Origin of the sequence: Pedobacter polysacchareus, assembly GCF_019802255.1 — a bacterium.
In the GTDB taxonomy this organism is placed as follows: domain Bacteria; phylum Bacteroidota; class Bacteroidia; order Sphingobacteriales; family Sphingobacteriaceae; genus Pedobacter; species Pedobacter polysacchareus.
This window is the reverse complement of record NZ_JAHYSS010000007.1, coordinates 90,405-116,488: the sequence shown is the minus strand read 5'-3', so window position 1 is coordinate 116,488 and position 26,084 is coordinate 90,405. Positions and strand designations below refer to the sequence as shown.

Annotated in this window: 26 protein-coding genes; 6 read left to right on the top strand and 20 right to left on the bottom strand. The window is 36.8% G+C overall.

The window, feature by feature from the left end; genetic code table 11:
- Positions 1-131 precede the first annotated feature (131 nt).
- The 17 genes from K7X70_RS20870 to K7X70_RS20790 all read right to left on the bottom strand — a co-directional run bounded on the left by K7X70_RS20870 (position 132) and on the right by K7X70_RS20790 (position 18,290).
- On the bottom strand, positions 132-1,424 hold the full coding sequence (locus K7X70_RS20870) for a glycosyltransferase family A protein (protein ID WP_222538869.1): 1,293 nt from the start codon (positions 1,422-1,424) through the stop codon (positions 132-134).
- Positions 1,421-2,701: an alpha-L-rhamnosidase-related protein gene (locus K7X70_RS20865; protein ID WP_222538868.1), complete on the bottom strand. Its 1,281-nt coding sequence runs from the start codon at positions 2,699-2,701 to the stop codon at positions 1,421-1,423. Before K7X70_RS20865 ends, K7X70_RS20870 begins: the two co-directional genes overlap by 4 nt.
- Positions 2,702-3,359: 658 nt before the next feature.
- Positions 3,360-3,914: a putative outer membrane beta-barrel protein gene (locus K7X70_RS20860; RefSeq protein WP_222538867.1), complete on the bottom strand. Its 555-nt coding sequence runs from the start codon at positions 3,912-3,914 to the stop codon at positions 3,360-3,362.
- Positions 3,915-3,947: 33 nt separating this feature from the next.
- Positions 3,948-5,111 (bottom strand): NHL repeat-containing protein, encoded by a 1,164-nt coding sequence (locus K7X70_RS20855; protein ID WP_222538866.1) that lies wholly within the window; start codon positions 5,109-5,111, stop codon positions 3,948-3,950.
- Positions 5,112-5,122: 11 nt separating this feature from the next.
- The gene (locus K7X70_RS20850; RefSeq protein WP_222538865.1) at positions 5,123-6,466 is read right to left on the bottom strand and encodes a TlpA family protein disulfide reductase; all 1,344 of its coding nucleotides are present in this window, start codon (positions 6,464-6,466) and stop codon (positions 5,123-5,125) included.
- Positions 6,467-6,469: 3 nt separating this feature from the next.
- Positions 6,470-7,087 carry a hypothetical protein gene (locus K7X70_RS20845; protein ID WP_222538864.1) on the bottom strand — a complete coding sequence of 206 codons (618 nt, stop codon included), beginning with the start codon at positions 7,085-7,087 and terminating at the stop codon, positions 6,470-6,472.
- Positions 7,088-7,095: 8 nt separating this feature from the next.
- Positions 7,096-8,541, bottom strand: coding sequence for a RagB/SusD family nutrient uptake outer membrane protein (locus K7X70_RS20840; protein ID WP_255607485.1), 1,446 nt, complete (start codon positions 8,539-8,541; stop codon positions 7,096-7,098).
- A 66-nt stretch (positions 8,542-8,607) separates the two neighbouring features.
- Positions 8,608-12,207, bottom strand: coding sequence for a SusC/RagA family TonB-linked outer membrane protein (locus K7X70_RS20835; RefSeq protein ID WP_255607484.1), 3,600 nt, complete (start codon positions 12,205-12,207; stop codon positions 8,608-8,610).
- A gap of 219 nt (positions 12,208-12,426) precedes the next feature.
- On the bottom strand, positions 12,427-13,563 hold the full coding sequence (locus K7X70_RS20830; protein WP_222538861.1) for a FecR family protein: 1,137 nt from the start codon (positions 13,561-13,563) through the stop codon (positions 12,427-12,429).
- A gap of 64 nt (positions 13,564-13,627) precedes the next feature.
- On the bottom strand, positions 13,628-14,206 hold the full coding sequence (locus K7X70_RS20825; protein WP_222539070.1) for an RNA polymerase sigma factor: 579 nt from the start codon (positions 14,204-14,206) through the stop codon (positions 13,628-13,630).
- Between the two features lie 92 nt (positions 14,207-14,298).
- Positions 14,299-14,544: a hypothetical protein gene (locus tag K7X70_RS20820; protein WP_222538860.1), complete on the bottom strand. Its 246-nt coding sequence runs from the start codon at positions 14,542-14,544 to the stop codon at positions 14,299-14,301.
- Between the two features lie 212 nt (positions 14,545-14,756).
- Positions 14,757-15,008, bottom strand: coding sequence for a hypothetical protein (locus K7X70_RS20815; protein ID WP_222538859.1), 252 nt, complete (start codon positions 15,006-15,008; stop codon positions 14,757-14,759).
- A gap of 623 nt (positions 15,009-15,631) precedes the next feature.
- Entirely contained in the window at positions 15,632-15,928 is a 297-nt protein-coding gene (locus K7X70_RS20810) for a hypothetical protein (RefSeq protein ID WP_222538858.1), read from the bottom strand.
- An 11-nt stretch (positions 15,929-15,939) separates the two neighbouring features.
- Positions 15,940-16,632, bottom strand: coding sequence for a glycosyltransferase family 2 protein (locus K7X70_RS20805; RefSeq protein ID WP_222538857.1), 693 nt, complete (start codon positions 16,630-16,632; stop codon positions 15,940-15,942).
- Positions 16,629-17,291, bottom strand: a complete 663-nt coding sequence (locus K7X70_RS20800) for a glycosyltransferase family 2 protein (RefSeq protein ID WP_222538856.1) — start codon at positions 17,289-17,291, stop codon at positions 16,629-16,631. Before K7X70_RS20800 ends, K7X70_RS20805 begins: the two co-directional genes overlap by 4 nt.
- Positions 17,292-17,325: 34 nt before the next feature.
- The gene (locus tag K7X70_RS20795; protein ID WP_222538855.1) at positions 17,326-18,015 is read right to left on the bottom strand and encodes a glycosyltransferase family 2 protein; all 690 of its coding nucleotides are present in this window, start codon (positions 18,013-18,015) and stop codon (positions 17,326-17,328) included.
- A 17-nt stretch (positions 18,016-18,032) separates the two neighbouring features.
- Positions 18,033-18,290 (bottom strand): hypothetical protein, encoded by a 258-nt coding sequence (locus K7X70_RS20790; protein ID WP_222538854.1) that lies wholly within the window; start codon positions 18,288-18,290, stop codon positions 18,033-18,035.
- A 148-nt stretch (positions 18,291-18,438) separates the two neighbouring features.
- Here K7X70_RS20790 and K7X70_RS20785 point away from each other — a divergent pair, with 148 nt between their 5' ends.
- The gene (locus tag K7X70_RS20785) at positions 18,439-19,056 is read left to right on the top strand and encodes a hypothetical protein (RefSeq protein WP_222538853.1); all 618 of its coding nucleotides are present in this window, start codon (positions 18,439-18,441) and stop codon (positions 19,054-19,056) included.
- Between the two features lie 85 nt (positions 19,057-19,141).
- Positions 19,142-20,011: a glycosyltransferase family 10 domain-containing protein gene (locus tag K7X70_RS20780; protein ID WP_222538852.1), complete on the top strand. Its 870-nt coding sequence runs from the start codon at positions 19,142-19,144 to the stop codon at positions 20,009-20,011.
- A 43-nt stretch (positions 20,012-20,054) separates the two neighbouring features.
- Here K7X70_RS20780 and K7X70_RS20775 read toward each other — a convergent pair whose 3' ends face one another.
- Positions 20,055-21,677 (bottom strand): ABC-F family ATP-binding cassette domain-containing protein, encoded by a 1,623-nt coding sequence (locus K7X70_RS20775; protein ID WP_222538851.1) that lies wholly within the window; start codon positions 21,675-21,677, stop codon positions 20,055-20,057.
- 91 nt (positions 21,678-21,768) lie between these two features.
- Between K7X70_RS20775 and K7X70_RS20770 the strand changes: the two genes are divergently transcribed.
- Genes K7X70_RS20770 through K7X70_RS20760 form a run of 3 tightly spaced genes read left to right on the top strand, consistent with a single transcriptional unit; the run spans position 21,769 to position 23,462 of the window.
- Positions 21,769-22,368, top strand: a complete 600-nt coding sequence (locus tag K7X70_RS20770) for a hypothetical protein (protein WP_222538850.1) — start codon at positions 21,769-21,771, stop codon at positions 22,366-22,368.
- Between the two features lie 60 nt (positions 22,369-22,428).
- Positions 22,429-23,007 (top strand): nitroreductase family protein, encoded by a 579-nt coding sequence (locus tag K7X70_RS20765; protein WP_222538849.1) that lies wholly within the window; start codon positions 22,429-22,431, stop codon positions 23,005-23,007.
- A 2-nt stretch (positions 23,008-23,009) separates the two neighbouring features.
- Positions 23,010-23,462: a 3-oxoacyl-ACP synthase gene (locus K7X70_RS20760; RefSeq protein WP_255607483.1), complete on the top strand. Its 453-nt coding sequence runs from the start codon at positions 23,010-23,012 to the stop codon at positions 23,460-23,462.
- Here K7X70_RS20760 and K7X70_RS20755 read toward each other — a convergent pair.
- Positions 23,459-24,253, bottom strand: coding sequence for a glycosyltransferase family 2 protein (locus K7X70_RS20755; protein WP_222538847.1), 795 nt, complete (start codon positions 24,251-24,253; stop codon positions 23,459-23,461). The two genes, K7X70_RS20760 and K7X70_RS20755, sit on opposite strands and share 4 nt — an antisense overlap.
- A 133-nt stretch (positions 24,254-24,386) precedes the next feature.
- Here K7X70_RS20755 and K7X70_RS20750 point away from each other — a divergent pair, with 133 nt between their 5' ends.
- Positions 24,387-25,097 (top strand): hypothetical protein, encoded by a 711-nt coding sequence (locus K7X70_RS20750; RefSeq protein WP_222538846.1) that lies wholly within the window; start codon positions 24,387-24,389, stop codon positions 25,095-25,097.
- Positions 25,098-25,202: 105 nt separating this feature from the next.
- Here K7X70_RS20750 and K7X70_RS20745 read toward each other — a convergent pair whose 3' ends face one another.
- Positions 25,203-26,078: a polysaccharide deacetylase family protein gene (locus K7X70_RS20745; protein WP_222538845.1), complete on the bottom strand. Its 876-nt coding sequence runs from the start codon at positions 26,076-26,078 to the stop codon at positions 25,203-25,205.
- Positions 26,079-26,084 lie beyond the last annotated feature (6 nt).

The following is a 26,084-nucleotide window of genomic DNA, read 5'->3' as shown; positions in this document are numbered from 1 at the left end:
GTGCGGGGTTTACAGCATGATTACGGCTTGTTTTACAGTTTTTTGTTCAGTGTTAACAACGAAGCAAATACAAGAAAAGCTGCACAGGGTGCAGCTTTGGAGGAAGGAGAGCGTGGGAGGGATGTTGAACGTTATAAATGACTTTGGCTGCTTTCAGTGATATTAGCAATAAAACCATTGGTGTAATCATGTGGGGATACATAAGCCTTTGATCTGTGGAGGAATTCATCGTCTTCACCCATTTGTAAAGCGCTAAATTTGAACGTTTTCCATAGTTTTTTCCAATAAACAAGCGTAGGACTATATACCCAACCTTTGGTATGGATGGGATCTTTGACCATTAAAGTTTTTTCGGTGTTGTTTTTATGAACGATAAATTTGTCTAGTCCGGAAGCGTCAGCTCCCAAACTAAGCAATGCGGTAACCTGATGCGTCACCCAATCATAAGAATAGGTATCTTGCTCATCCCAGTGCATGATGATTTGCCCATTCGCTTTTTCACAAGCCATATTTTTCATTTCTCCGATAGTGGCGGAAGGTGCATAAGGAATGTAGCTGATATTGCTGTGGTACGGAATCATTTCTAAACATACACCCGGGCCAGCTTCTACAATGAGCAGTTCCACATCTAAATAGTCCTGATGCATTAAGTTTCCAATGGCATTCGGGAGGTGTTGTTCTCCATTATGGCTGCATAAAATACAGGAAACTGGGATTACCCAGGAATATTCATTGGGGACTTTAATCGCAGGTTTTTGATAAGGCTGCGGGTTTTCTTTTCTAGAGTGGATCATTTTCATCCTCTCCTCCGGATTTTCAAGCGAGCTATTTTTATCAGCTCCATGAAATGACTCCAGGTATCCTGCGGAATAAGTATGGCAATAAACTAAGCCACCTGAATTCCTGACGAAGTCGGCATCTTCCATGGTTAATATATCTTTGATCGGATATTTATCCCAAAAAGATCGGAGGTAGCAAAGTGTGGAGGTCACCATGGAGTAAATTTGTACTTTGGATTGACCATATAACCGTTGGTAATAACTTTCTTGAGACCTTTCCTTTGACTCTATATTTAGTCCACTGATGTGGATTTGGCTAAACAGCAATGCATTACTTTGGCGACGAATCCAATCTGAGGCATACCAGTCCTGATCATCCCAATGCATGATGATTTCGCCCTGAGACTGCTCAATGCCGAAATTCCTTTTTGATGCATTGGAAGCAGCTTTGTCCAGTTGGAAATACAGCACATTTGGATGAGTTTGTATTTTGTTTTTTAAGCAGGTACCACCATCATCAATAATAATTAATTCTTTATAAGCGTAGTTCTGATCTATAAAATAACTGATGCTATTTCTAATCATTTGTAGATTATTACCTGCGATCATGATGCAGGAGACGAATGGTCGATACCGATTTATCATGATAAGGAGCCGTTAAAGACTATAGATACTAATCGTTGAAATCCACTTTTTAGGTTATATACTTTCTTGCTCCAAATAAAAAAGCCTTCTGTTTCTGGGGGAAGGGTTATTTCTGCAGTGATACTTTCTTTACTAGTTTTCATTAGTCTGATATTAATTGTGCCATTTGGATGAGGCATACTAGCCTCTATATTGGTTAAATCACCTAGAGCTGGTTTAATCATTATTTTATTAAATCCAGGTGCAGCCGAGGTGATGCCGCAAATGGTAGCCAGGAATTCGTAATTTGGAAATTTGCTCCAGCCGTTACGTTCTGCCAGTATGGGCTCAGTAGGATCAACGTCGGGCTTGAAATCCATATTACGCAAGCGTTGCCATGAAGCAAGTTGTCTTTGATATTGATCTGCCATGTTCACTATTTTTAAAGCTTGGTTGAGGTAGAACTTATAAAAATTGGAAACCTGAATGATTTGACGGTTGTAAAGCAGGTGGTACATGATTTCAATTGCTTTTTTATCTTCTACGGCACCACTTAAAATTGCCCATATATTGGTGTATTGACTAAAGGAATTCTGGTCAGGATTATCGGCAATTAAGAATTGCTCTTCATTAAAACATAATCTGAGGGTATCTCTGCTAATTTCGTCCGCCAGGATATTATACTTTTTAGCGCAATCAGGATCACCATAGGCGTTGAATAGTTTGGCTGCGAGTTTTAAAGTATAAGCATATTGGAAAGACATGATTGCAGATTTACCATTTTCCGGATCAGGAGAAATTCCCCAGCCGTTGTATTTATCCCAGTCTACAAAATTCCACCATTTTATGGCACCTAACATTTCCTGATCTCCCATGAGTTGCCTTTCGTACCAATCTAAAATCCCATGGATAGAAGGGAGGAGTATCTCGATAAATGCGTCATCGTTTCTGTGCATCCAATAATCATAGATCATACAAATCCAGTAGAGAGAAAAGGTTGGGATAATTTTTAGTCGCCCGCCCAATGTGCGGGTGTTTGTCATGTATTCCGGTGTTTTTGAATTGTAAAAATCCATAATGGCCTTTTTGATGAGCTTGTCATCGCCGGAGAGGTACAAGGCTTGCAATGCCTGTATTCTGGTATCACCAGTGTATGGAAGTTGCTCAAAGTAAGCTGCGTCATAGCAGATTTTGGAAGCTAACTGCTGAATACCCTTATATCCAGTAGTCCACATCCTTTTCATGATATTATCCTCGCATTTGAATGTTGCGCTGACAATTAGGGGATGTTGATTCATATTTATATGAATTTCTTTAGGTGGTTAGAAAAATAATTATTTGAATACTTAGAGTTACCGGGGTTCGGCCCTTACTGAATTACCTCGCCCCGGGTTTGCTCTAAGATGATTTTTTTTAATGCTGTTTGTGGTACTATTTTAGAGTTACCGGAACTTGGCCCTGAGGGAAGCCTCGTTCCGGTTATCCTCTATGAAAGCGAACTTGAAAACTTAATACTCATTGTTCATTTTCTAATTCATTAATGGTTCATGTGGTGGCGAATTTTTAATAGCAACTATAAGCGACCTTGACTATTTCGTCGGTTCAATTCAGTTTATATAGTTAGAAACCCGCACATAAAAATATCGCCATGCACAGAACCAATTTTTTGGAGTTACCGGGACTCTGCCTTGCGGAAAGCTTTGTCCCGGATATACTCCTGGAAACGAGATTGACTTAGACACCATTTTTCATTTCCTCAGATTATTAGTTCATGTAGCGGCGATTTTTAATTGCAACTATAAGCAGACGTGACAAGTTCGTCGGTTCAATTTTGCTTATTTTTTGCAAGGCTTAAGGAAAAAATATCGCCACATACAGAACCATTTTTATTCAGTATTTCAAAATTACCGAAGCTAGGCTTTAATGGCTTTGCTCCGGGAGAGACTTCAATATTGCTTATTTTCTTTTGTAAAATTTGTAGGCAACACGTAGTCCAGCAAAGGAGTAGGTCTTAGATGGACCAACATTGATTCCTTCATATTTCGCTAATAAGCTGATACGCTTTGAAGGTTGGTAACCAATCCCTTGTGCATAGCTGAAATAAGTGCTGTTGTCGCTATCTTTACCGATGTACCAGGCTGCGCCTGCTTGAGCGGAAAGGAAAATTTTTGGCGTGATGTAATAGTTTACACCAGCCATTGCCGGTAACATGGATAGGCCGTCTCCGCCGTCTTTACCCAGGTAGTAAAGGTAGTTGGCACTTAGGGTAACACCCAGTTCTTTAAGAGCCATGTATTCTCCTTGTAAAGAAGCACCCATAACGAATGAGGAGAATTTGGATACGTAAGCGGTCGGTATTCCTTCGTCGAGGCCGATGCTGATCCTGAATTCGTTTTTCATTTGGTAGGCAGTGGTGTCTTTTTTGTTGGTTGTCATTGTTGTAGTTGTTTGCGCGTTTACTGATAATGCAGATACGGCGCAAACAAGTATGGTAAGTATTGTTTTTTTCATTTTGTTGAGTTTATGTAGTGGTTGGTTTTAGTTTTATTTCCAGTTGGTTGGTTTATTCCAGTTGGCTTTGTCTATTTCGGTTTGGGTAGGAGGGGTGGTTGGCTTGTCTACAAGTGCAATTTTACGAATGGAGCTTGCGATGTATTCTGATGCATAAATAGTCCCATCTGGTGCAACAGCAACATCTACCAGATCCGAAAATACAGCTTTTGTTGCTGTGCCAGGAACAAAAGGTACTGCACCACCCTTATATGGAACTCCTGCTACTAGTCTAACAAAGCCATCTGTAGTAATCTTTACAATGACATGGTTATTGTCTACTACATAGATATTTCCTTCCTTATCAGCACTCATGCCTCTTGTATTATTGAATTGTGCAGTTACAGCAAGACCTATATTGTAACCGAACCCTGATGCTGGAGCCCCTGCGTAAATACTAACTATTCCATCAGTACTTACTTTAACAATTGAATTATCGTTAAATCCTTGAGCCGATACATAAATGTTTCCGGCTTTATCTGTGCAGATATTTAGTGGATTAGCAATAACTGCGGTTGCAATAGGTCCCGTGAAAGTAGAATTTCCAGTTTTTACAATTGTACTGACAATCCCATCTGCACTTATTTTTCTAATACCTTTTCTATCAAGAAAATAAATGTTGTTTGAGGCGTCAATAGTTATGTCTGGTTGATCTGTGAAGTCAACACCAGCTATATTAATTGGGCCATCAATATTACTCCGTCCAGGTGCTCCAACAAGTGTACTAACAACTCCTGCTGGTGTGATCTTCCGGATACATGTGTTTTTTTGGTCTGCTAGGTAAAGATTATTTTGCGCATCAATAGTTATTGCATTATTTCCAGTTTCGATTTTTGCAGCGATTCCCGTTCCGTCTTGGTAACCACCAATTCCAGAACCTACAAATGTACTGACTTCTCCAGCTGGAGTTACTTTTCTAACTCTCGCATTAGATCGATCGGCAACAAAGATATTTCCGGCAGCATCTATCGCTATTGAGTTAGGTCGGGCAAATGCAGTGCTTTCACCTACACCATCTTGGAAGGCCGGAGCATTTGCGCCTACAAATGCAGTGACTACCAATTCTTTTTCCACTGTGGGCGCTACATTCATCATTTTTTTACAACTACTGAATGCTAAAATTGTCATCAATAAATAGGTTAGTTTCATTTTTTTCATTTTTTTATGGTTTAGTTGTTGATTTCTTTAAAAACGAGTTTATCTACTATTTGATTTTCTTCTATTAAATCCAATCCATAGGCTTGAAGTGCTTTTTTTATAGCAGGCAGATCAGTCCATGAATTGAATTGTAAGAGGAGATCTACTTTACCTGAATACCCTGATTGATCAAAAATATAGGGATTTTCAGCTTCATGATTCATTCTATAAACTAAAGTCGATAATGGTGTGTCTCGGAGTTTATGTAAGTTTCCTATAGTACTCATTGTGCTCTCCGAATCGCTTAATGGACCTTTTGTAAGTAAGGGGATATTCTTGTTAACTCTACGGAGGAAGTATACTTTTTCTTTTCTTTTTTCCCAACCCACCTTTAAACCTAACAAATGATCTAAATCTTTTAGAACAGATCTGGCAATTTCTAGATCGTCCTGTCCGGTATCCGGATAGCAAGATTCGAAACAGATTCCATTTTTTCTGATCCAGTCAGCTTGATATACAGCGCCTGCTAGGTATTTATACTTATTCGGATCTTTGACTTCCCACAAAATTTCGTTTGGACCGGATCCAGATTTACTGGGTGTATTTAATGTTCCATACTTTGTGATTTTATTTAGATTTAAATAGTATAGAGAGTATATTGGAGTATTTAAAAAGAATGTCCTTACCGTTTTTTTTGCTTTATTTCTTATAATGCCTGATCCACCACTTAAGCCATCCTTACTGTTTATACTATCGTTGTAGTCGCTTATTGCAGCATATTGTATGGGGGTAGTTTTAAGGTTGATTTGACGATCATCAATCTGAAACAGTGGATTTTTTGTAGCATCAAATTGATCGAAATCATATTTAATAGGCCAATTGATCTCTTCGCCATCCAAAACCTTTTTTACATTAACCGCATTTACATATTCTCCATCGGTAATCGCGATTACCTTATTTTTAAAGATCCAAACCTCATGAGGTACGCCAAGGTGTTTGAAATATTTATGGAGTAAAGTATCTTCGACTACGGAAGGCAGTGAAAGATTTTTAGTTAGTTTATTCTTTTCCCAAAATGCTTTCACCAATTTTTCAGGTTCATTTGTAGCAGGTAGAATTCTAATTTTATTGCCAAACTCCTCTTGTAGCTGCTGCATCTTGGGTAATGCAGCTACACAGCCTGAACAGTAGATGGACCAAAAATCGATGATCAGTAGGTTGTTGTTAAAGTTGGTTATACTGATGTTTTTCTGATCAGGATTAATCAACTTTTGAATGTGGAAAACAGGTAAGGAATCTCCAATATTCAAACTATTTTGTGCGTTTAGTTGTTGAACAAAAAGAGTAGAAATGATTAAAAGAAAGTATCTTTTCATAATTTATTTAATTTCGGTGATGACAAAAACCTCTTTTTCTATCTTACTTTCCTGACTGACTCCATTTTTATGCATTATGGTTTTGATCAGACGTTTTTGATAACCACATTTTACATTAAATAAATAGCTCAAATGGTTACGGACCAGGTCCATGTCTTTCAATACGTTTTCTGGCAGTAAGATTTCATAACAATGGGCATTTTTGCGAAGCCACTCCTTTTTATTGCCATATTTTGGATCATATCTATATTTGGATGGATCCTTTACTTCCAGAATTACTTCATCTGATTTTGTTAGACCGTAGGTAAGCATATCTGTAATGGAAAGGTTATACATTTTTATTCGATGTGTTCCTTGTATTGAATCTTTTTGGGCTAAGAAATTTAGGTTGTACGCAGAAGTAATGGGTTCCACGCCATCACGATATCCTGTAAGAGCATAAAAACTCAGATGTCGATTTTTATTAATTAATTGCTCTCCTTTTAATTTGAATACAGGTTTTTGGCCATCAAATTGACTTAAAGGATGCTCGCTTGGAGCACCCTTTGTATCTTGAGAATAACCTGATAACCTGAACAGAATTAGGCCAGCAAATATTGTCCATTTGTAACTTGTAATCATGATCTGTTTTATCTATTATTTTGTGGTATACTGCTGTTGTCCATCACTTCTTTTGGAATTAATAGAGTGAATCTTGGATCATTGGCAGGTAATGTTGAGGTGCTGATATTTTCCACTTTTACTGGAGTAGTAGTTGTTCCTGTAAAGGTGACATCCTTAGTCTTTCTGATTGCAGCTTTGTTAAGTCTGCGTAAATCACTCCACCTTAATCCTCTCATCAATAGTTCTTTTCTTCTTTCCGTAAGTATAGTGTTCAATGCGACATCAGGTGGAGTTTGAGCACTCATGTTTACATATGAATTGGTGGCATAGCGTGTAGTCAACAAGTAATTGAGGTCATTGGCAGCTAAGGCAATATTACCAGCTCTTGCATAGCATTCTGAACGGATCAGTAATATTTCATCTACTGCAAGACCAGTAAAGAAAGTGGGGAGTACAAAGGGTTCGTAATTTCCAGAGAACCTGAAAGTTCCATCTGGAAAGGTTACAGGTGTTTTTCCTCCGCTTCCATTGTCTAAACTGACACTGATGCTATTTTCTTTCAAAAATATGGAGCGTCTTAAATCATTGGTAGCATAAGAATCTACTAAGTCCGGATTTATTCTAGCTATGCAACTATTTGGTAGTACATTTCCTATAACTAATATCGCACCAACTGCATTGGCACTATATCTGCTAATAGTATGGAATATAACTTCTTTATTAAAACGCGCAAAAGGAACAGGCGAGGATTTACTTATAGTGTTATAGTCCAATAAGTCTTTTTTTATCTCTAAGGCTGCATTGGCATTAATTAAAGCATTTGGATAATCTTGCATAGACAAGTAAGTACGTGCTAACATGGCATAAGCGGCAATTTTATTTGGCCTGGTGGTATAGGCTGATGTATTTGGTAATAAGCTAAGTGCTTCTTTTAAATCCTGTATGATTCGGTTATAAGTTTCTTGCACGGTACCACGAGTAGACTTACCATTGATATCTGGATCAAGTCTTAATGGAATTCCGGGGTCTTGATTTGCAGTGTTGGTTGAATATGGTTTGGCATACATTTGTGCAACTGTCCAAAAGCAATAAGCTCTGTAAAATAATGCCGCCCCTCTTAACGCATTTAATAACGCAGGATCATCATTTCCACCCTTTAATTTGTCCAGCGTTTGTAGAACCAGGTTGGCATTGTTGACCACATTATACGGATTTACCCAATTTGGTGAGGCAGAAATTCTTTGGGCATTGGTATTCCAGTTGTACAAATCCTTTTCCTCTTGTGGAATACTAGAGAGCTGGGCACTTACTGAACTGATAAAATAATCATCCGCAGAAACCTCAGCGTCTGTAGGATAATTTGTGTTCATTTTTTCGTAATTATCGAGTAGCAACTGGCAATCACTAGCAGTACTCATAAACGATTGATCATTGCTCTTTTTGATGTCTAGAAATTTTTGACAAGAAACCATACATATGCTGAGCAATAATATGGGGAAGAATATTTTAAAGATTTTCATTTTTCTAGGTGTTTTTGTTTAAAAACTTGCACTTAAACCAATACTATAAGTTCGTGGATTTGGGTAATCATTGATATCTGGATCAATTCCCAATTTGTTTGCTCTCCATACGATCCCTAAATTGTTTACATTAGCATAAATCCTCGGACTTTTTATCGCCCAAATACTTTTTAGTGTATATGATAAATTAATCTCCTGAAGACGTACATGATCTCCTTTAAGTACATTTATTTCAGAATTGTAGTAAAAGCTGTCTCTGTTATCTGTAATTCCACCTGGAGAAATAGGGAAGATCATTGAAGGAACATTAGTGAATTTTTCATCTCCTGGATTTTTCCAGCGACGTGCATATTCTTCACCTTGGATCATGTTGGTATTGAGCAATTGAGAATATCTTAATACATCATAAGGTGATCTTCGGAAATAGTAACCGAGTTTATACATGAAATTAAGGGAGGCTGAAAAATTGCCGTAACTAAACGTATTGATGAAAGAGCCATAATAAACAGGAACAGCAGAACCAAAATAGTGAGCAGTTGATATCGGTGCATTGTAAATCTTGTTGTAAACGTTAAGGTCACCTGTTACTCTCACTGCTTGACCATCCACATAACCCATTGGATCACCTGTTTGTGGATCTAATCCAGCCCATCTGTAAGCGTATAGTCTGGAAAGATCTGCACCTTTATTGAATGGTGGATTATTAGAAATTTGTTGTCCTGCCGTGTTTGGTTTGTCCGTGAATAAGTCAGTCACTTTAACCCGGTTGTAGCTCATGAGGAAGGTACTTCTCCAACTAAATTCTTTGAGCTGAAGATTTAAAGTGTTCAAACTGAAATCTACTCCGGTACTCCTTAAATCAGCAGCATTATAGAATAGGGTTGAAAAGCCAGTACTTGGATCTAAAGAAGTATTAGTAATTAGATCTGTAGTTTTTCTGATGTAGTATTCCAGATTACCTATAATTCGGTTGTTTTTGGTTGCAAAGTTAAGGGCGAGATTTAAAAACGCAGCTTTTTCGGGTCTTAAATCTCGATTGGTGGCACCAGTCACTGAAGCATAAGGTAATCTGTAGCCAACAAAAGCAGGGGGAGAATAGGTAACTAATGGGCGAGGACTTACAGATGCATTTTGATTGCCATTATAACCAAATGTAGCTTTTAGTCCTAAGGAAGGAAGCCAGGATAAACTATAAAACTTCTCTTTGCTGATGTCCCATTTTCCACCAACTGAAAAATAGAGTGCACCATGGTTGTTAGTACCCTCTCCAAATATACTAGAGTAATCATTTCTTATACTAGCGGATAGGGTGTAGCGTTTATCGTAGGTATACGCTGCATTGGAATATAAACTAAAAGCGCGTACTCGAAAATCAGAATAATTTGATACATATGGGATAATACCTCCTACTGTTCCAACACTTGGGTCTATAAATAGAAATGGAATAGAAACACCAAAGGGTAAAGCATTATTCACATTTTTTGATTGTTCATTGTATCCATACAACCAGTTGGTAGTTAGGTTACTGTAATTTTGAGATCCTTCAACTCCAGCAATGGCATTGAGTTCATGTTTATCTCCCCATATTTTATTTGCACTTACCTGAGCCCGTAAGGTCTGATTGTTCGATTTTCCATTACTAGGTATGTAAAAACCGCCTAAGGGAATTACTCTTGCCAAAGTACTTGGATCTGTGAATCTATTGATGAGCTCCCTCATGTAAAAGGATTTTTGTCCTCTGAGTTGGTTTTGTTCATTTAGTCCCCAGGCATTGTTGTAAGTGATGGAAGCTGAAATAACAGGACTGAATTGATAAGCAGCACTCAAATTGATATTCATGAGCTGGTTTTTAGTCCTCAAATAGCCTTGTTTCATATCTTCAAGTGGTTTAAAAGACATATCCAGTACTTTGTCTCCATATTTTTTGGTTAAAGAATCTAGAAAGGCTTTCCTATATGATTTAGGTACAGCAATTGGGTTTCCGGCATCGTCTACTAATCTAGAATAAGGATAAAGGCCATCTCCTGTTATAGCAAGTGCCCCACCACCTTGCTCATTTTGGTTTTGCTGGTTATAATTAATGCTGGCATCTAAACTCATATTCTTAACAGGCTTCAGAGAAGCATTGTAAATGATAGACATTCGATTAGCATCAGACTGTTGGGTATTGTTTAGTGTTTTGCCGTAGTTGCCTGATAAACGATAGGCATAATTTTTGATACCTCCAGAAGCGCTTAGATTATAGTTTTGAGCAACCGCATTTCGTAGAAAGTATTTTGAATAATCATTTCTAATGTCATTGTTTCGTAAGGCATCAATTTGATTTTTATACTGTGCATCAGTGATTTTATTTCTTTTCCATGAATTCCATATTTCAGCAACTGGTGAAATGGCAGATTGAGCAATAGTATAATCCGGCTGATTAGGTATTTGTGGATCAGGAACAGTTTGTCCATCTATACTAAAATTGTAATTCAGTTGTGCCAATTGCGCATCAATAAAATCTGATGTACTCATCACTTTCCGATAAAAAAGATCCATTTTATCGCTAATTGCTAAATTGGCATCGAAGGAAATAGAGGTCGGTGTTTGAAAACGTCCTTTTTTTGTTGTCACGACAATTACTCCATTGGCAGCTCTAGATCCCCAGATAGAAGCGGAAGCAGCATCTTGCAGAATATTAACACTTTCGACATCATTTGGATTTAGTTTATCTATAGAATATGGACTAGGTATTCCATCAATTACGACTAATGGTTGTCCACTTACGACATTTGGGTCAGTGCTAGGAGCAGGATTTAGATTGTTTTTCCCCCGAATAGTTAACGCACTTAGTGTAGGTACTCTAAATTTAGAAGAATTAGTAGGATTTTGTGGTAAATTATTGTTAAAGTCGAGACCGGTAGTAATGCCCTCTAATCTTCTTAAGAGGTTTGGACTAGTGCTGTGTTCCAGTTGTTTAGCTGTAATCGTTTGGAATGAACCTGTAGCTCTTTCTTTTGGTAAAATTTGGTAACCTGTATTTACAACTTCTACCTGTTTTAGCTTGGCAGTACTTGATTGAAGCGTAATTATGAATGGAACACTTTCTTTTATATTGACAACTTTAACTTCCTGACTTTCATAGCCAACATATGAAAAAATGATGACATCATTAGGGGCTACTTGCAGGCTAAATACACCATCTTTATTTGTTTTAGTAGATTTATTTGTCTTCTTTATGGTCACTGTGGCTCCAACCAATGGCTTATTTTCTTCATCTAGTACTTTTCCATAAATCGTTACGTCCTGAGCCAAAACAGCATCCAGGTTGGACTGGTTTTGTACTCCCTGCCTTATGACAATTATTTTGCTACTGATCACATAAGTTAAATTCTGATCTTTAAGGCAATTTGCTAAGGCCTGTTCCAGAGATACATTGTTTACATTAATGTTAACTTTTTTAGCATTTTTTAGCAAATTTATATCTCCAAAAAAATCATAACCGGTTTGAGTTCTTATTTTTTTGAAAATACTTTCCAAGGAAGCGTTTTTTTCAGATAAAGTTACTTTTTGAGCTTCTGATGCGAGGCTGATCTGAAGAAATACTGTAGTCATTAAAACAATAATCAGTTTCATAACGAACAGAAATTTAGTCATATAGGTGGATTGCCTATATGATAATTTTGAATTAAATTTCATACATTTGGTACGTTTGGTTTTATGCCAGGTACTATTATTGTCCATGAACCGACGGGTACCAGGCAGTGGTTAAGTTGATTTTCTTGATTAAAGCCGAATTTTGCCGGGGGGTAGACACCTCCGGTTTTTTTATGCTTTATGATAAATAAGGTATAGTTAATTCATAAGTGTAATCCTCCTTCCTTCTATTTTGAAATTGATTTTACCAGTGAGTTGGAGCATTTTTAGTACTTCTGATATGTTTTTTGATCTGGATACTACTCCAAAATATTTTTGTTCATTAAAATCCCCTTTGTAAATAACTTTTACATCGTACCATCTAGATACTTCTCTCATGATGCTCATCAAGTCATCTCCATTAAAAATGAATTCATTATTTTTCCATGCAAGATCTTTTTCCAGGTCAGTACTCTCAATTTGAATAGTTTTTGAATTTTTAGAAGTAAATGCGGCTTGTCCTGGCTTTAGTATTTTATATTGTAGTCCTTTTAAGATTTTAACCTTTCCTTTTGCTAATGTAGTTTGGGTTTGATATTCATCCTCGTAAGATTTAATGTTGAAATGGGTACCGAGGACTTCTATTGTTTGGCTTTCGCAGACTACTTTAAAGGTCCTCTTCTTATCTCTTGCCACTTCAAAATAAGCCTCGCCTTTCAGGCTTACCTTTCGTTCTGAACCTTTAAATGAATTCGGATAAGTTAGAATTGAAGCCGAGTTTAACCATACTTTGGTTCCATCAGGCAAGAGAATCTGGTATTTACCTCCTCTTGGTGTTTCCAGTCTGTTTATACTTGTACTATTATATGTACTATTTTTTTTGTGTAGATCGTAAATTAGTAAACCATTTGATTTTCTAATGCTTATTCCCCCTTGAACAGCTATCAATTCTTTACTAGTTTGGTTCAGAATAATTCTTTGGCCATTATTTAAAGTAAGAATTGCCCTATTCCCACCTGCTAGGACATCATTTTGTATGATAATGTGATCTGATGATTTTGGAAGCGGTTTTAAATAATTATATGTTACGATCGAACTGATAAGAACTAAGGATGCTGCAATTGCAACTCTTGACCGTAGTTTTTTGGAGACCACTTTACGCTGATCTCTATGAATTCGGGAGTCTATTTTGTCCCAAATTCTTTTATGAGCATCCGTAATATGTTCTTTGGAAGGAAGGTATTCGCTGTCTTTTATATCTTGAATATGCCAACTTTCCACGATAATACGTTCTTCGTTTGAAGCAGTACCATTTAGATAATTATGAATTAGTTCTTCTGGCTTATATTTTTTCATTAAACCCCCTTTATATAACTAAGTAAGTTTAAATGGTATAAAGGCCCAGATGAAAAAAAAAAAATTATTTATTGAGTAATAACAGTAAGAACGCGAAAAGGGTCAATCTACTTCTTAATATCTTTAATGCATTGTTGATTTGATTTTTAACTGTTTTTTCCGAGAGGTTTAGTTTTTCTGCTATTTCCTTTCTTGATAAATTAGCTTTTCTACTCAGCTCAAAGATTTCCCGCATTTTTTCAGGTAAAGCGGCTATTTCCTGTTCAATTATTTTGCTAAATTCTTTTTGTCTAATGTGAAAGTCTGTAATAAATTCACCTTGATCAATAAATTTATTTAATGACTCATTGTAGTCGGACCTTACTTTTTTATGATCCAGCAAATTCATGAATTTATATTGTACAGCTTTATATAGGTAAACGGAGATTGAATTATTAATGGTAATGGTAAATCTTTTATCCCATAGATACAAAAAAACCTCTTGCACTATATCTTCCGCATCATCGTTGTTTTTAACAATTTTGCAGGCATAGATATATAATAGACCTTGAAACCGCCCATATATTTCATTAAAAGCGATTAGGTCGCCCTTTTTTAATAAAGTGGTTAACTCGAAGTCTGAAAATGAATGATAGGAGGTCATGAATAAAATTATGTATTTTTTGTATAAAAACAATAAACCCGGGAAAGGTAATTTCCCGGGAGTTCGATTTTAATAAATACAATCGTTAATTACTACAGATCTTTAACGTAAACAAAGCGTTGGAATCCATCAGCAGGTTGAGAGACCAGCGTAGCTTGTGCATTAGCGATATAAGTTAAAACCGCAGAAACACTGCTTGGAACATTTGCACTATCATCTAAATAAATAGCACAAATAATGCTACCGCCTGTAAGACAGTTTGGATTGACTGCCATTTTGTAATAACTACCAGGTAGAGTGGGATCTCCAACTCCATTGTAAGCAAACCAATTAGCCATAATGAATAATGCTTTTATAAATCAAAAAGCAATAAAAACTTTCATTTTTACCTACTCTGTTAAGGATTTTCGGTCTCCTCCTTTTGCCAGTTACTAACTGACTATCTTTACTCTTTTTAAATCTTAATCACTTGCTACATACAGAATTTGTATATATAGCGCGCATTGATGTTTTGTGGTGTTTGTTAATAAAAAACAAATCACAATAATCTTTAAGAAGTTAAATTTTTAACGTAAACAAAACGACGATCTGCACCTGGAGGTTGAGAAACCAGTGTAGCCTGTGCATTAGCGATATAAGTTAAAACCGCAGAAATATTGCTTGGAACATTTGCAGTATCATCTAAATAAATAGCACAAATAATACTACCACCTGAAAGACAGTTTGGATTGACTGCCATTTTGTAATAACTACCGGGAAGAGCTGGGTCTCCAACTCCGTCGTAAGAATACCAATTAGCCATAATATGTAATGCTTTTATAAATCAAAAAGCAATAAAAACTTTCAATTTTACCTACTCTGTTAGGGATTTTCGGTATCCTCCTTTTGTCAGTTACTAGCTGACTATCGTTACTCTTTTTTTAATCTTAATCATATGCTGCAGACAAATTTTAGATTTAAACAGGAGTTGATAATTTGCTATGGATATCGGATAGCAAATGATTTAGTTTTGTTCAATGGAAAGAATATGCTAAAAGCAGTTTTTTACATAAACAAAAGGTATTCCTTCAGCTGGTTGAGGCGTTAAACTCACTAATGTGTTCGCTATGTAAGTTAAAACGGCAGATACACTGCTGGGAACATTTGCTGTATCATCTAAATAGATTGCACATATCATACATCCTCCTGTTAAGCAGTTTATTTTAGCATTAGTTTTAATGTAACTTCCAGGAAGAGAGGGGTCTCCAAACCCATTGTAAGCATACCAATTTGGCATAATCTATAATGTTTTTATATATCAAAAAACAATAAAAACTTTATTTTAATCCTACTCTGTTCAGGGTTTTCGGACCTCCCTTAATTCTTATACTAATTTACATGTTGTTTATTTTAGAGATAGGGCCAAATGACCCAAACATGAATTAATTATTTTTCTTCAATTTTTCCACATGCAGGTTGTATAGACATCCTCACTTCTAAAGGAACTGGAGGAAATACAGAAACAGGCTGTCCTTTTTGTCTAGCCAACGCCCGAATGATGTAAAATAATAGGCCAGGAGTGCCTTCCAGGTCTGGTTTGCGATCTGGATCATTAGGGATCTCATCAGCAAAAATTGCAGATAGATATGGTCCGTCAACAGTTTCAGGTACAGTGTCTAATATTTTGTAACTCTCCGGGCTACAGATGTCCAGTTCATTATTGATAAGTTGATACCAAGGCATAAAAGTGTTTTTTAATGATTAGGCTTACTCTTTTCTGGGTTTTCAGCTTTCCCCTCATACGTAACATTCATCAATGCAGAAGCATGTTTTTTATGCCTTGCATCTTCGAAAGGTTTTAAAGTAGTATTGTGGGCATGGAGAGTTGCGATGAATCCATCTATATAATCATGGGCAAAGATGCTTGCTCCGGTATTCCAGATGTAGTCATAATCTTCTCCAATTTGTAGATCTTTAAATGGATGCTGTTGCCAAAACTTCTTTTTATAAACCATTGTTGCACCAGCCAGCCAGGGCTGTTCTGTTTTTTGATCAGTTGCCCTCCAGAATTTTCCAACTAGTGGTGAAAAAAATAAAATATTATTTAAGCCACAGATGTCAGCTCCTGAAGATTCAATTGCGACTAATTGTTTAGTGATCCAGTCTGGGGCATACCAATCATCATCATCCCAATGCATAATAATTTCTCCTTTTGCTTTCTCACATGCAAAATTGCGTTTTAGGCCAATCGAGGTAACTCTTTCTTGATAAAAGTATCTGATTCGATGGTTTTTAGTGACTAGGCTCTCCACAGGTTCCTTTCCATCATCAATAATGATGAGTTCCGCATTGCGATAATCTTGATTTAAAAAATTATCAATTGCTAAAGGAATAAATTTAGCTCTATTCGCCGTAGGCATAATACAGGAAACATAGGGATTACTCATGATGTGGGTGTTTTATCTGAGGATTGCCATCTGGTTCCATTTTTTTTATGACGGATATCCTCTACGGGTTTTATGCTGGTATTGTGGGCATGAAGGATGGCAACAAAGCCGTTCATATATCCCATAGCAAAAGTTCTGGCACCAGTATTCCAAACAAAATCATAGTCTTCTCCTACCTGAATGTCTAAAAATGGGTGTTCTTGCCAAAATGATTTATGATAAGCCATTGTTGCACCGCATATCCATGGTTTCTCTAAATCTAAATCTTGATAGAGCCAGCGTTTCTCTACGGAGGGAGAATAGAATATGACTTGATTCAATCCGGTGATGTCGGCAGCAGAAGTGTTCAAAGCAACGACTTGTCTGGTAATCCAGTCTGGGGCATACCAATCATCATCATCCCAATGCATAATAATTTCCCCGTTTGCTTGTTCACAAGCATAATTTCGTTTTACACCAATAGTGCCTAAGGGCTCAGTATAAAAGTATCTGATTTTAGGATCATCAGGTATTAAATGTGTAGCAGGCGCTATGCCGTCATCAATAATGACAAGTTCTGCATTTGCATAATCTTGCGCTTTAAAATATTCAATGGCCAATGGAATAAATTTTTGTCTGTTGGCCGTTGGCATGATACAGCTGACTAATGGTAAAATCATAATAAATACATTAAGTGAAAGGAGTGAGATTGATTTAATTCATGAAACTAAGTACTTGTTCTTTTTCTTCTCCTTTTAGCAGGAGGCTATTGGACATGAAAAATTTAAAGCGGTCATAGTTCCAGGTATTTTTACCATGATGGATATAGATGTATAAAAAGGGTGCCTGATCCAGCAATAGCAATTGTTTTTTGCTGCGGAGAAAACCAATCACATGGGAATCTTCACCTTGATTACTATGGCGATATTGATTTTGAAGGAGAATAACTTTTCTACAGAGTATCGTTCCTTCCCATGTATAGTTGAAAGAATAGTAGGTTTCGTTTTTGATTTCATCATATAACAATATGCGTGTTAGGATACTGGCCTGATAACCTTCCCCCTTATTTTCAATACTATTGTATTGATAGGAAATCCGACTGGGGTGATGCCAATCATCATCATCCCAGGTGCATACATATTCTCCATTGGATTTTTTTATGGCTTGATTTCTAGCTTCTCCTAATGAACAGTCTTCCTCTCTTTCTATACTCATAATTTTGAGCGTGGTATTTTGTTCATTGGAAATTACCTTTTTGCTGAGATGGTCATTTTTTGGATAAGAAATTACCAATTCTTTATTTAGATAATTTTGCGATTTGAAACAATTAATTGCTTTCTGAAGGAGCTCAGGTCTATTGTCTGTAATACAGATACAAGAGATTAGTGGAGAGGATAGTGTCATAATCAAATAGTTTATGGTTATTTATACCTTAAATACACATACTTTTTAGCACCAAGAGGGTAGTCTGGTTGTAGTTGTCCAGTGATCATTGCTTTTTTAATATATTCCTGTAATTGGGGAGATAGAGGATTTTCTGGTTGTTTGTCGTCACCTTCTGAATAGATGGCGCAAATATGATTTCCACATAAGCAGGAATGTTTAACCGTTATTTTCATGTAGTTGGAAAATAGTGTAGGGTCTCCACTACCCATAAAAACATACCATGATTTAGCCATTGCATTTAGATTTTGTTGTGTCTAAAATTACTGATCTATACATTTCGAAATAGGGTCAAATGACCCAAAATTCAGTCATTTATGACGGGGATCATATCTATTGATAACTTGAACAATTAATAGAAATAAATAAACAGGATTATCGCTTATGAGATTAATTAGAAAAATCAAAAAGCAAGAAATGATGCGTCGTTGGGCAATTTCGGAAGTTTATGTAGAACATATGGCGACCATGAGTGAAGCTATTCCTCAAAGGTTATTACAATTACTCTATTCAAATGAGATGAGTTTCGTGAAAGAGGGAATATATAGCGTCTTAAAACCACAACATTTATCTCTTCTAAATTGCTTGCCAACAAAAGTTACTTGGTATTTAGCAGGACTAGAGCTGACAATTCAAGAATTTAATAAATTACAAACGCTCCGTGTTCCTGAGTTTGAGGAAATATCTAACAATACTTGCCAGCTTTCAGATGCAGCTAAGCAATTGTATCAATATCCATATTCGAATACCCGAATTGCTGAAATTAAACAAGCTGCGAAAAATGGGAGTAAAGCTCTTCAATGGACTGGCATTACGCTCCTTTCTTGTGGAAGGGCAGGACCATTTGTCATTATTGAGGGAAATGGCAGGCTAATTAGTTTATATCAGTTGTTGTTTCTCGAAAAACATTCAAATCTAAAGAACTGCGAGTTGGAGGTAGTTTTAGGTATCTCAGAAGAACGTTTTGAGTTTGGTTATGAATATGTTAAAGGAATGCTATGAGGACAAATGTCCCATAATTAACGATAATTTATCAAAGCATTTCTTTGTAATTACCTTCGAAATATCAAAAAAAATCACCAAAAATATGATAGTTAAATTTTTCGCAAATTATGATCGTTCGGAAGATCTTTTGAAAAGATTCAAAGCCAATTATGAAATTTATGATAACGAACTAAGCTTTACTATTGGAGATGAATATGATTATGCAGTAGTATTTAATAGTACTAAAGAAGGTATTAATATTAAAGCAAAAATCATTACTGTTATTCAAGAGCCTTCCTGGAGTCCAGCTCATAGTAATACCGCCTTTTTAACAGATAGTGACTATTTGATCGTTCATGATCAGCAATTATTTGAAGATACGCATCACATCAAATTAGGCAATAAGGTTATTGAGCAGCCTTCTTATATGTTTTTTCATGATCATGTAGACAAATCCTTGTTTACAGAGAAGAAATCGATCCAGAAGCCTAAAAAGCTCTCTATGATTGTGTCTTCCCTAAGCTTTAATATAGGGAATTACACTAAACGTATGAAACTGCTTCGTAGCATCCTCTCCTCTGATCTGGATATTGATATTTATGGCAAGGGGTTTAATATCTCCGATCCACGATACAAGGGCTTTGTTGAATATAAGCATACTGCTTTACTACCTTATGAATACTCTATAGCCATTGAGAACTCCAACGAAAAAAACTACATCACTGAAAAGTTTGTAGACTGCGCCATCTGTAATACCATTCCAATCTATTGTGGCGCACCAAATATTGCAGAAGTATACAACGAAAAGTATTTCCATACCCTGGACCTGGACAGCCCAACTATCATAGAAGACATTAAAGAAATTATTAAAAACCCTGCACCGGGACAAGAAATGGACAATAACAAGGATAGATACTTTCAGCAGCGAAATCTGTATCGCTTACTCAAAGAGCTCATCAACACCGATGTTTAATCAGACGTCCATGAAAAAGGGGGCTGTAAGGCCCCCTTTCGAATTATTTATACATTTCTGCTCTTAGTTGAGCAACTTCTTCGCTTGTAATATAATCGTCGTAAGTCATCATCTTATCAATTGTGCCTTTAGGCGTCAATTCTATGATTCTCGTAGCTACCGACTCAGTTAAAGCATGATCTCGTGAAGTAAACAAAGCAGTACCTCTGAAATCCTTTAATCCGTTGTTTAATGCCGTAATCGACTCTAAATCCAAGTGATTCGTAGGCTCATCCAATAACAACAAGTTTGCATGTTTTAACATCATTTGAGAGAACATACAACGCATTTTCTCACCACCTGATAACACTTTTACGTTTTTCAATACCTCTTCACCAGAGAACAGCATTCTACCTAAGAAACTTCTTACAAATTGCTCATCCATTTCTGTACCTGAGTACTCACGTAACCAGTCTACCAGGTTTTCATCTTTACCTTCGAAGTAAGGCGTGTTGTCGTTAGGGATGTCTGCCATACTGATGGTAATACCAAACTTAAACTCACCGGTATAGTTTTGCTCACGACCAGTGAGCACATTGTAAAATGCAGTGGTTGCTAAACTATTTTGAGAAAGAATAGCTACTTTATCCCCTTTATTCACCATGAAGCTGATGTTTTTAAACATCACATCTCCATTTAAAGTGCAAGAAAGATTTTCAACCTGCAGAATCTGATCACCAGCTTCTCTACCCAAATTATTGAATAAAATTGCAGGATATTTTCTACTAGAAGCCTTAATTTCTGAGATATCAATTTTATCTAAAGCTTTCTTACGGGAAGTCGCTTGTTTCGATTTCGAAGCATTCGCACTAAAGCGCTGAATAAATTCCTGAAGCTCTTTAACTTTTTCTTCCAGTTTCTTATTTTGATCACCGCGTTGTTTCAAAGCAAGTTGGCTAGACTCATACCAGAAAGTATAGTTACCAGAGTAAATGCTCATTTTGCTGAAATCAATATCAACAATATGCGTACATACCGCATCTAAAAAGTGTCTATCGTGGGATACCACCAATACGATAGTTTGATAATCAGCAAGGAAGTTCTCTAACCAGGCGATGGTTTCAATGTCCAAATCGTTGGTAGGCTCATCTAATAGTAAAACATCTGGATTGCCAAATAAAGCCTGTGCCAATAATACACGTACTTTTTGAGTACCATCCAGTTCTTTTAGTAGTTTATAGTGATGTTCTTCTTTAATTCCTAAGTTGCTCAACATGGTCGCAGCATTGCTTTCCATGTTCCAGCCATCCATTTCTGCAAACCTATTTTCCAATTCACCAGCACGTTCACCGTCTTTATCGGTAAAATCTTCCTTCATATAAATGGCGTCCTTTTCCTTCATGATGTCGTACAATTCCTTGTGACCCATCATCACCGTTTCAATCACCGGGAATTCATCAAACTCATAGTGATTTTGCTTTAAAACTGCCATGCGCTCGCCTGGAGTAAAAGCCACACTACCTGAAGTTTGGTTTACTTCTCCTGAAAGAATTTTAAGGAAGGTAGATTTACCTGCGCCGTTTGCCCCAATTACACCATAGCAATTGCCATGTGTGAATTTTAGGTTCACATCTTCAAATAAGGTACGTTTCCCGTAACGGAGGGATAAGTTAGAAACTGAAATCATATTGCTGAAAAATAAGCCGCAAAGGTAGTCATAATTTATAAAATGATTTGAATAGGGATTGATTAGTTTTGAGTAATTAAATTTCAATAACGTGACGAAGGAGGAATTAACAACCCGGTTAGGTGCTGCTATGGAGGCTAAAATGGTAAAGGTAATCTCGGAAATTGCCGATAACCGGAATTTGTACCATGGTGCTAAAAATGATTTTACGGTTAAAGATGTGATTGATTTGACCTTTCACGCCCGGAAAGACCTGGCTTTCAGGGCGGCATGGCTCCTGGAGCATATCTTTTTTAAGTATTATTGTTTGGGAGATCATCTGGAAGATTTTTTAAGTCGTTTTTCACAGCAAATGCATCCCGGACCAATGCGGCACTACGGGAAAATCCTCGCTTTTCTTACCGGGAAACAGGCAAGAGGTTTGCAGCCAGGACAACTGGAAAAGATTGATTTTGAACCACTCATCGGTTTAATGTTCGATTGGCTGATTAATGAAAAGGTACTGGTGGCTACAAAAGTTCATGCCATGCAGGCCTTAGCCAATCTTGCACCGAGGTATCCATGGATAAAAGATGAATTGTTAGAAACCATTGCCCATTTAGAAGATTTGGAAAGTATAGCCTTTTTTGGAAGGGCCAAACAGGTGAAAAAGCAGCTTAAAAAGATTAAGCCTGAAAACAATATGATCTAGCTAACAAAAGGGGAGCTGATATTGTTATTTTTGCCAATAGTTATATCACATCAAAGATTCATGGAAAAAGAAATAGATATATTAACCAATATTATTCAGCGTCGTCGAAGTATTTTCCCAATAAGTTACACCGCACAAGAGATACCAGTAGCATTGATAAAACAGGTGTTGGAAAGTGCAAATTATGCACCTACTCATAAACTGACGGAGCCGTGGCGTTTCATTGTCTTCAGAAACGAAGGTAAAATGAAACTGGGTGAGGAGTTGGCCAGATTATACAAAGAAACGATTCCTGACCATCAATTCCTTCAAAAGAAATACGACAGTATCCTGGAAAAAGCAGCACAGGCAAATTGCATTATCACCTTAAATGCGGCTTTACATTCTGATAAAATTCCTGAATGGGAAGAATTGGCCGCATTGGCATGTGCGGTGCAGAATATGGCATTGACTGCAGAGGCATTAAATATTGGGGCTTATTGGAGCTCTCCTGGTATGATTGATGCGCTGGGTGACTTTTTAAACCTGGAAAAGAATGAAAAATGTTTTGGTCTTTTTTATATGGGCTACCATAATGAAGCACCGAGAGCAGCGAAGAGAAGTCCGATAGAAGATAAAGTGAAATGGGTAGAATCGTAATTATGGAAGATATTAAAGAAAAGCTATATAGTCTCTGTTTAAACTTTATAGAGCAAAGGATACATACTGCTGAGACAGCATTGGAGCAGGCACGTGAAGCGAGTAACGATGATACGAAGAGCAGTGCTGGAGATAAATTTGAAACTACACGAGAAATGATGCAGCAAGACATCAGCAGGAACAAAAGACTGTTGATGGATGCGCAGCAAAATCTGGTTTTACTAAATTCCATCAAAGACATGCCCTTAAAAGACAAAGTAAGAAATGGAAATTTAGTCTATACTTCTGAGGGAATCTTTTACATCAGCATCAGTGCCGGACAGTTGAAATTAGATAACGAGAATGTGTATGCTATTTCTGCGGTTTCTCCAATTGGTAACTTATTGATTGGAAAAGAAAAAGGCACTTCCTTTGATTTTAATGGTAAGAATTATCTTATTAAAGAAATTATTTAGCCGTTCTGATTTTTATTTAGATAATCGTAACAAACTTCTGAAAAATCTCTTCCCCAATTTGGATTAATAAAGTCCTGCTCATCGGGTATAAATGCTTTGTGATTTAATTCAAGGGGGAGGGCTAAAGATTTATCCGCTCTTAATGCTTCTCCATTAGGTTCATCTTCACGATGTAGGATAAGGGCTGAGGCTACTCTCGCTTTTTTGATTCCCTTCATCTCTAGTTTTGCACGTAGGTTATCATCTTCGCCCCCCCAAATACTGAAAGCTTCAGTATAACCATCTACTTGTTCAATATGCTCTTTTTTTGCTAAAAAACTTCCATAAGTTGAGAAATTTGTGGTTTCAAGTGCCTCTGTAGTAGGTGTATAGTTGTAATCAACAAAGGCAACCTGACCAACATAAAAGTAATTGTCATAAGTTTCCGCAGCGTATTTTAAGTGATAAATAACATCAGTCAAAAATTCACATTCTGGGTCAACGACTAAAATGTATTTTTTCGTAGCATGCCTGATTCCTACATTCCAGGCTTTGCAAGGGTTGCGCCAATCATGATCATCTCGATTTACAATGACCCTCCAATTTATCCCTGGATATTTCTTTATAAATTCAAGTAATTCTTCGCATTCTGTAGGTTCATCTAATGCGATGATGACTTCTATGCCGTTTCTTTGGAAGTAAGGTGCGTTTACGGGTAATACCCTTCTAAAGTCTTTCATTTTTTTGTAAAATGACATGACAACAGAGATGTCAAAGTCTTTAAAATCGATGGTGTCGTGGATGTGATTCATGCGCTAAGTATTTGTTGAATACGAATTTATAGGATTTGGAATGAGCAAATGGGGACATATGACCCAAAATGTTAGCGGATTATTATTGATTTCTAGAAAGCTATACTTTAGATGATTAAATAATCTTTTACCTATGAAAATACACCTCATCAGTTTCGGAGATCAGAAGTACGACAAGAGACTTGAAGACTTTAAAGCAGTCGCAGTAGCTTCTTCTTTTTTCGATAAGATCACTTTATTTAGATACAATGATCTTGATTTACAATTTGTAAATCAGTTCTATAAGGTTCTCCAATTTACAAGAGGTGGAGGTTTTATTTGGAAGCCTTATTTCATAAAAAAAGAGCTGCAGCAAATGAATCATGGTGATGTTTTATTTTACTGTGATGCAGGTTGTCACATCAATAAATTAGGCAAAGAAAGATTTGATGAATACTTGCAATTATTGACCCAATCAGAAACAGGGATCCTCGTTTTTCAGATGATACATAAAGAGTATAAATATACTAAAAGGGAGGTGTTTGATTATTTTGATACCTCTCTTGATGTAATTAATTCTGGCCAGCTGGTGGCGACTGTGGTTTTACTTAAAAAATGTGATCATTCCATAAAAATGGTTGACCTTTGGTATGATACGGTTGAAAAAAATCCGGATTTGTTTACTGATAATATGAATAATGACATTCAACATCCTGAATTTGTCGCACATCGTCATGACCAAAGTATATGGAGTGTGTTGCTCAAGACTCATGGCGCAGAAATCATTCCCGATGAAACTTATTATGAAGATTTTGAAAAAGATGGAGCTCCTTTCCCGCTTTGGGCTGCCCGTATTAGACACTGATTGAACGGGAAGATAAAAGAGTAATATGAAAAGTGTTCATTAACAAAAAGCGGCATTGCTTACCGATAAAAGCAAGCAATGCCAATTTAATTTCGACAATAGCTATTATTTAAAACTTTTATTAATGCTGTTGTACAGGTTTTTAGCAGTATACGTTCCCGGATCAATAATCCTGCGTATCGTAAACAAGGGATACTCAGCATCTCTCTTTGTCGATAAGATAAAGGCTGCTTTAAAACCATGTTCTTGTAACTTATGTAAGTTTGCTGCTTTAGAAACCCCGTAAGGGTAGGCGAAATACTCCACCTTTTTTCCGGTGATCGTTTCCAAAGTTTTAGTTGGCTTATCGATTTGAATTTCCCAATCTTCATCTGTAAACTCTGCGAAATTTTTATGGTTCCAGGTATGACTGGCAATCACATGGCCATCATCGGAAAGTTCCTTAATCTGCGCTTTGCTCATATATCTTGGTCTGCCGATGGATACCGTCATGATAAAGAAAACACCTTTAAAGCCATATTTCTTCAGCTCTTTAGCACCTACCGTATATTGATCAAGATCGGTATCATCAAAAGTGATCATAATCGGCTTTTCAGGAAGCTTTTTTCCATAATTCAGGTAATCATACAACTCATCCGGCAAAATGGTATGGTAGCCACTATCAGCCAGCATCTTTATATGCTGACTAAAACTTGCTGGTGGAATAATATCATCATGCGCACGCTTTGAATCAGTCGCTTTCCAGTCCCTGATCTGATGGTAACAAAGCACGGGCACTTCTTTTTTTGCCAATACTTCTGCTGCGGTCGATTTTTTAGCAGTGCCAACACCAGCAGTATCCGTAGAAGATGAAGAAGTCCCAATAGCAGAAGATCCGTTTTCAGCTTCAATAGCGCGCTCTATTTCAGCTTTAGTATTCTCCACACAAGAAGAAAAAAATAAGACCGAAACTCCGGTCAGTGTGAACAATATATTTCTCATGTTTAT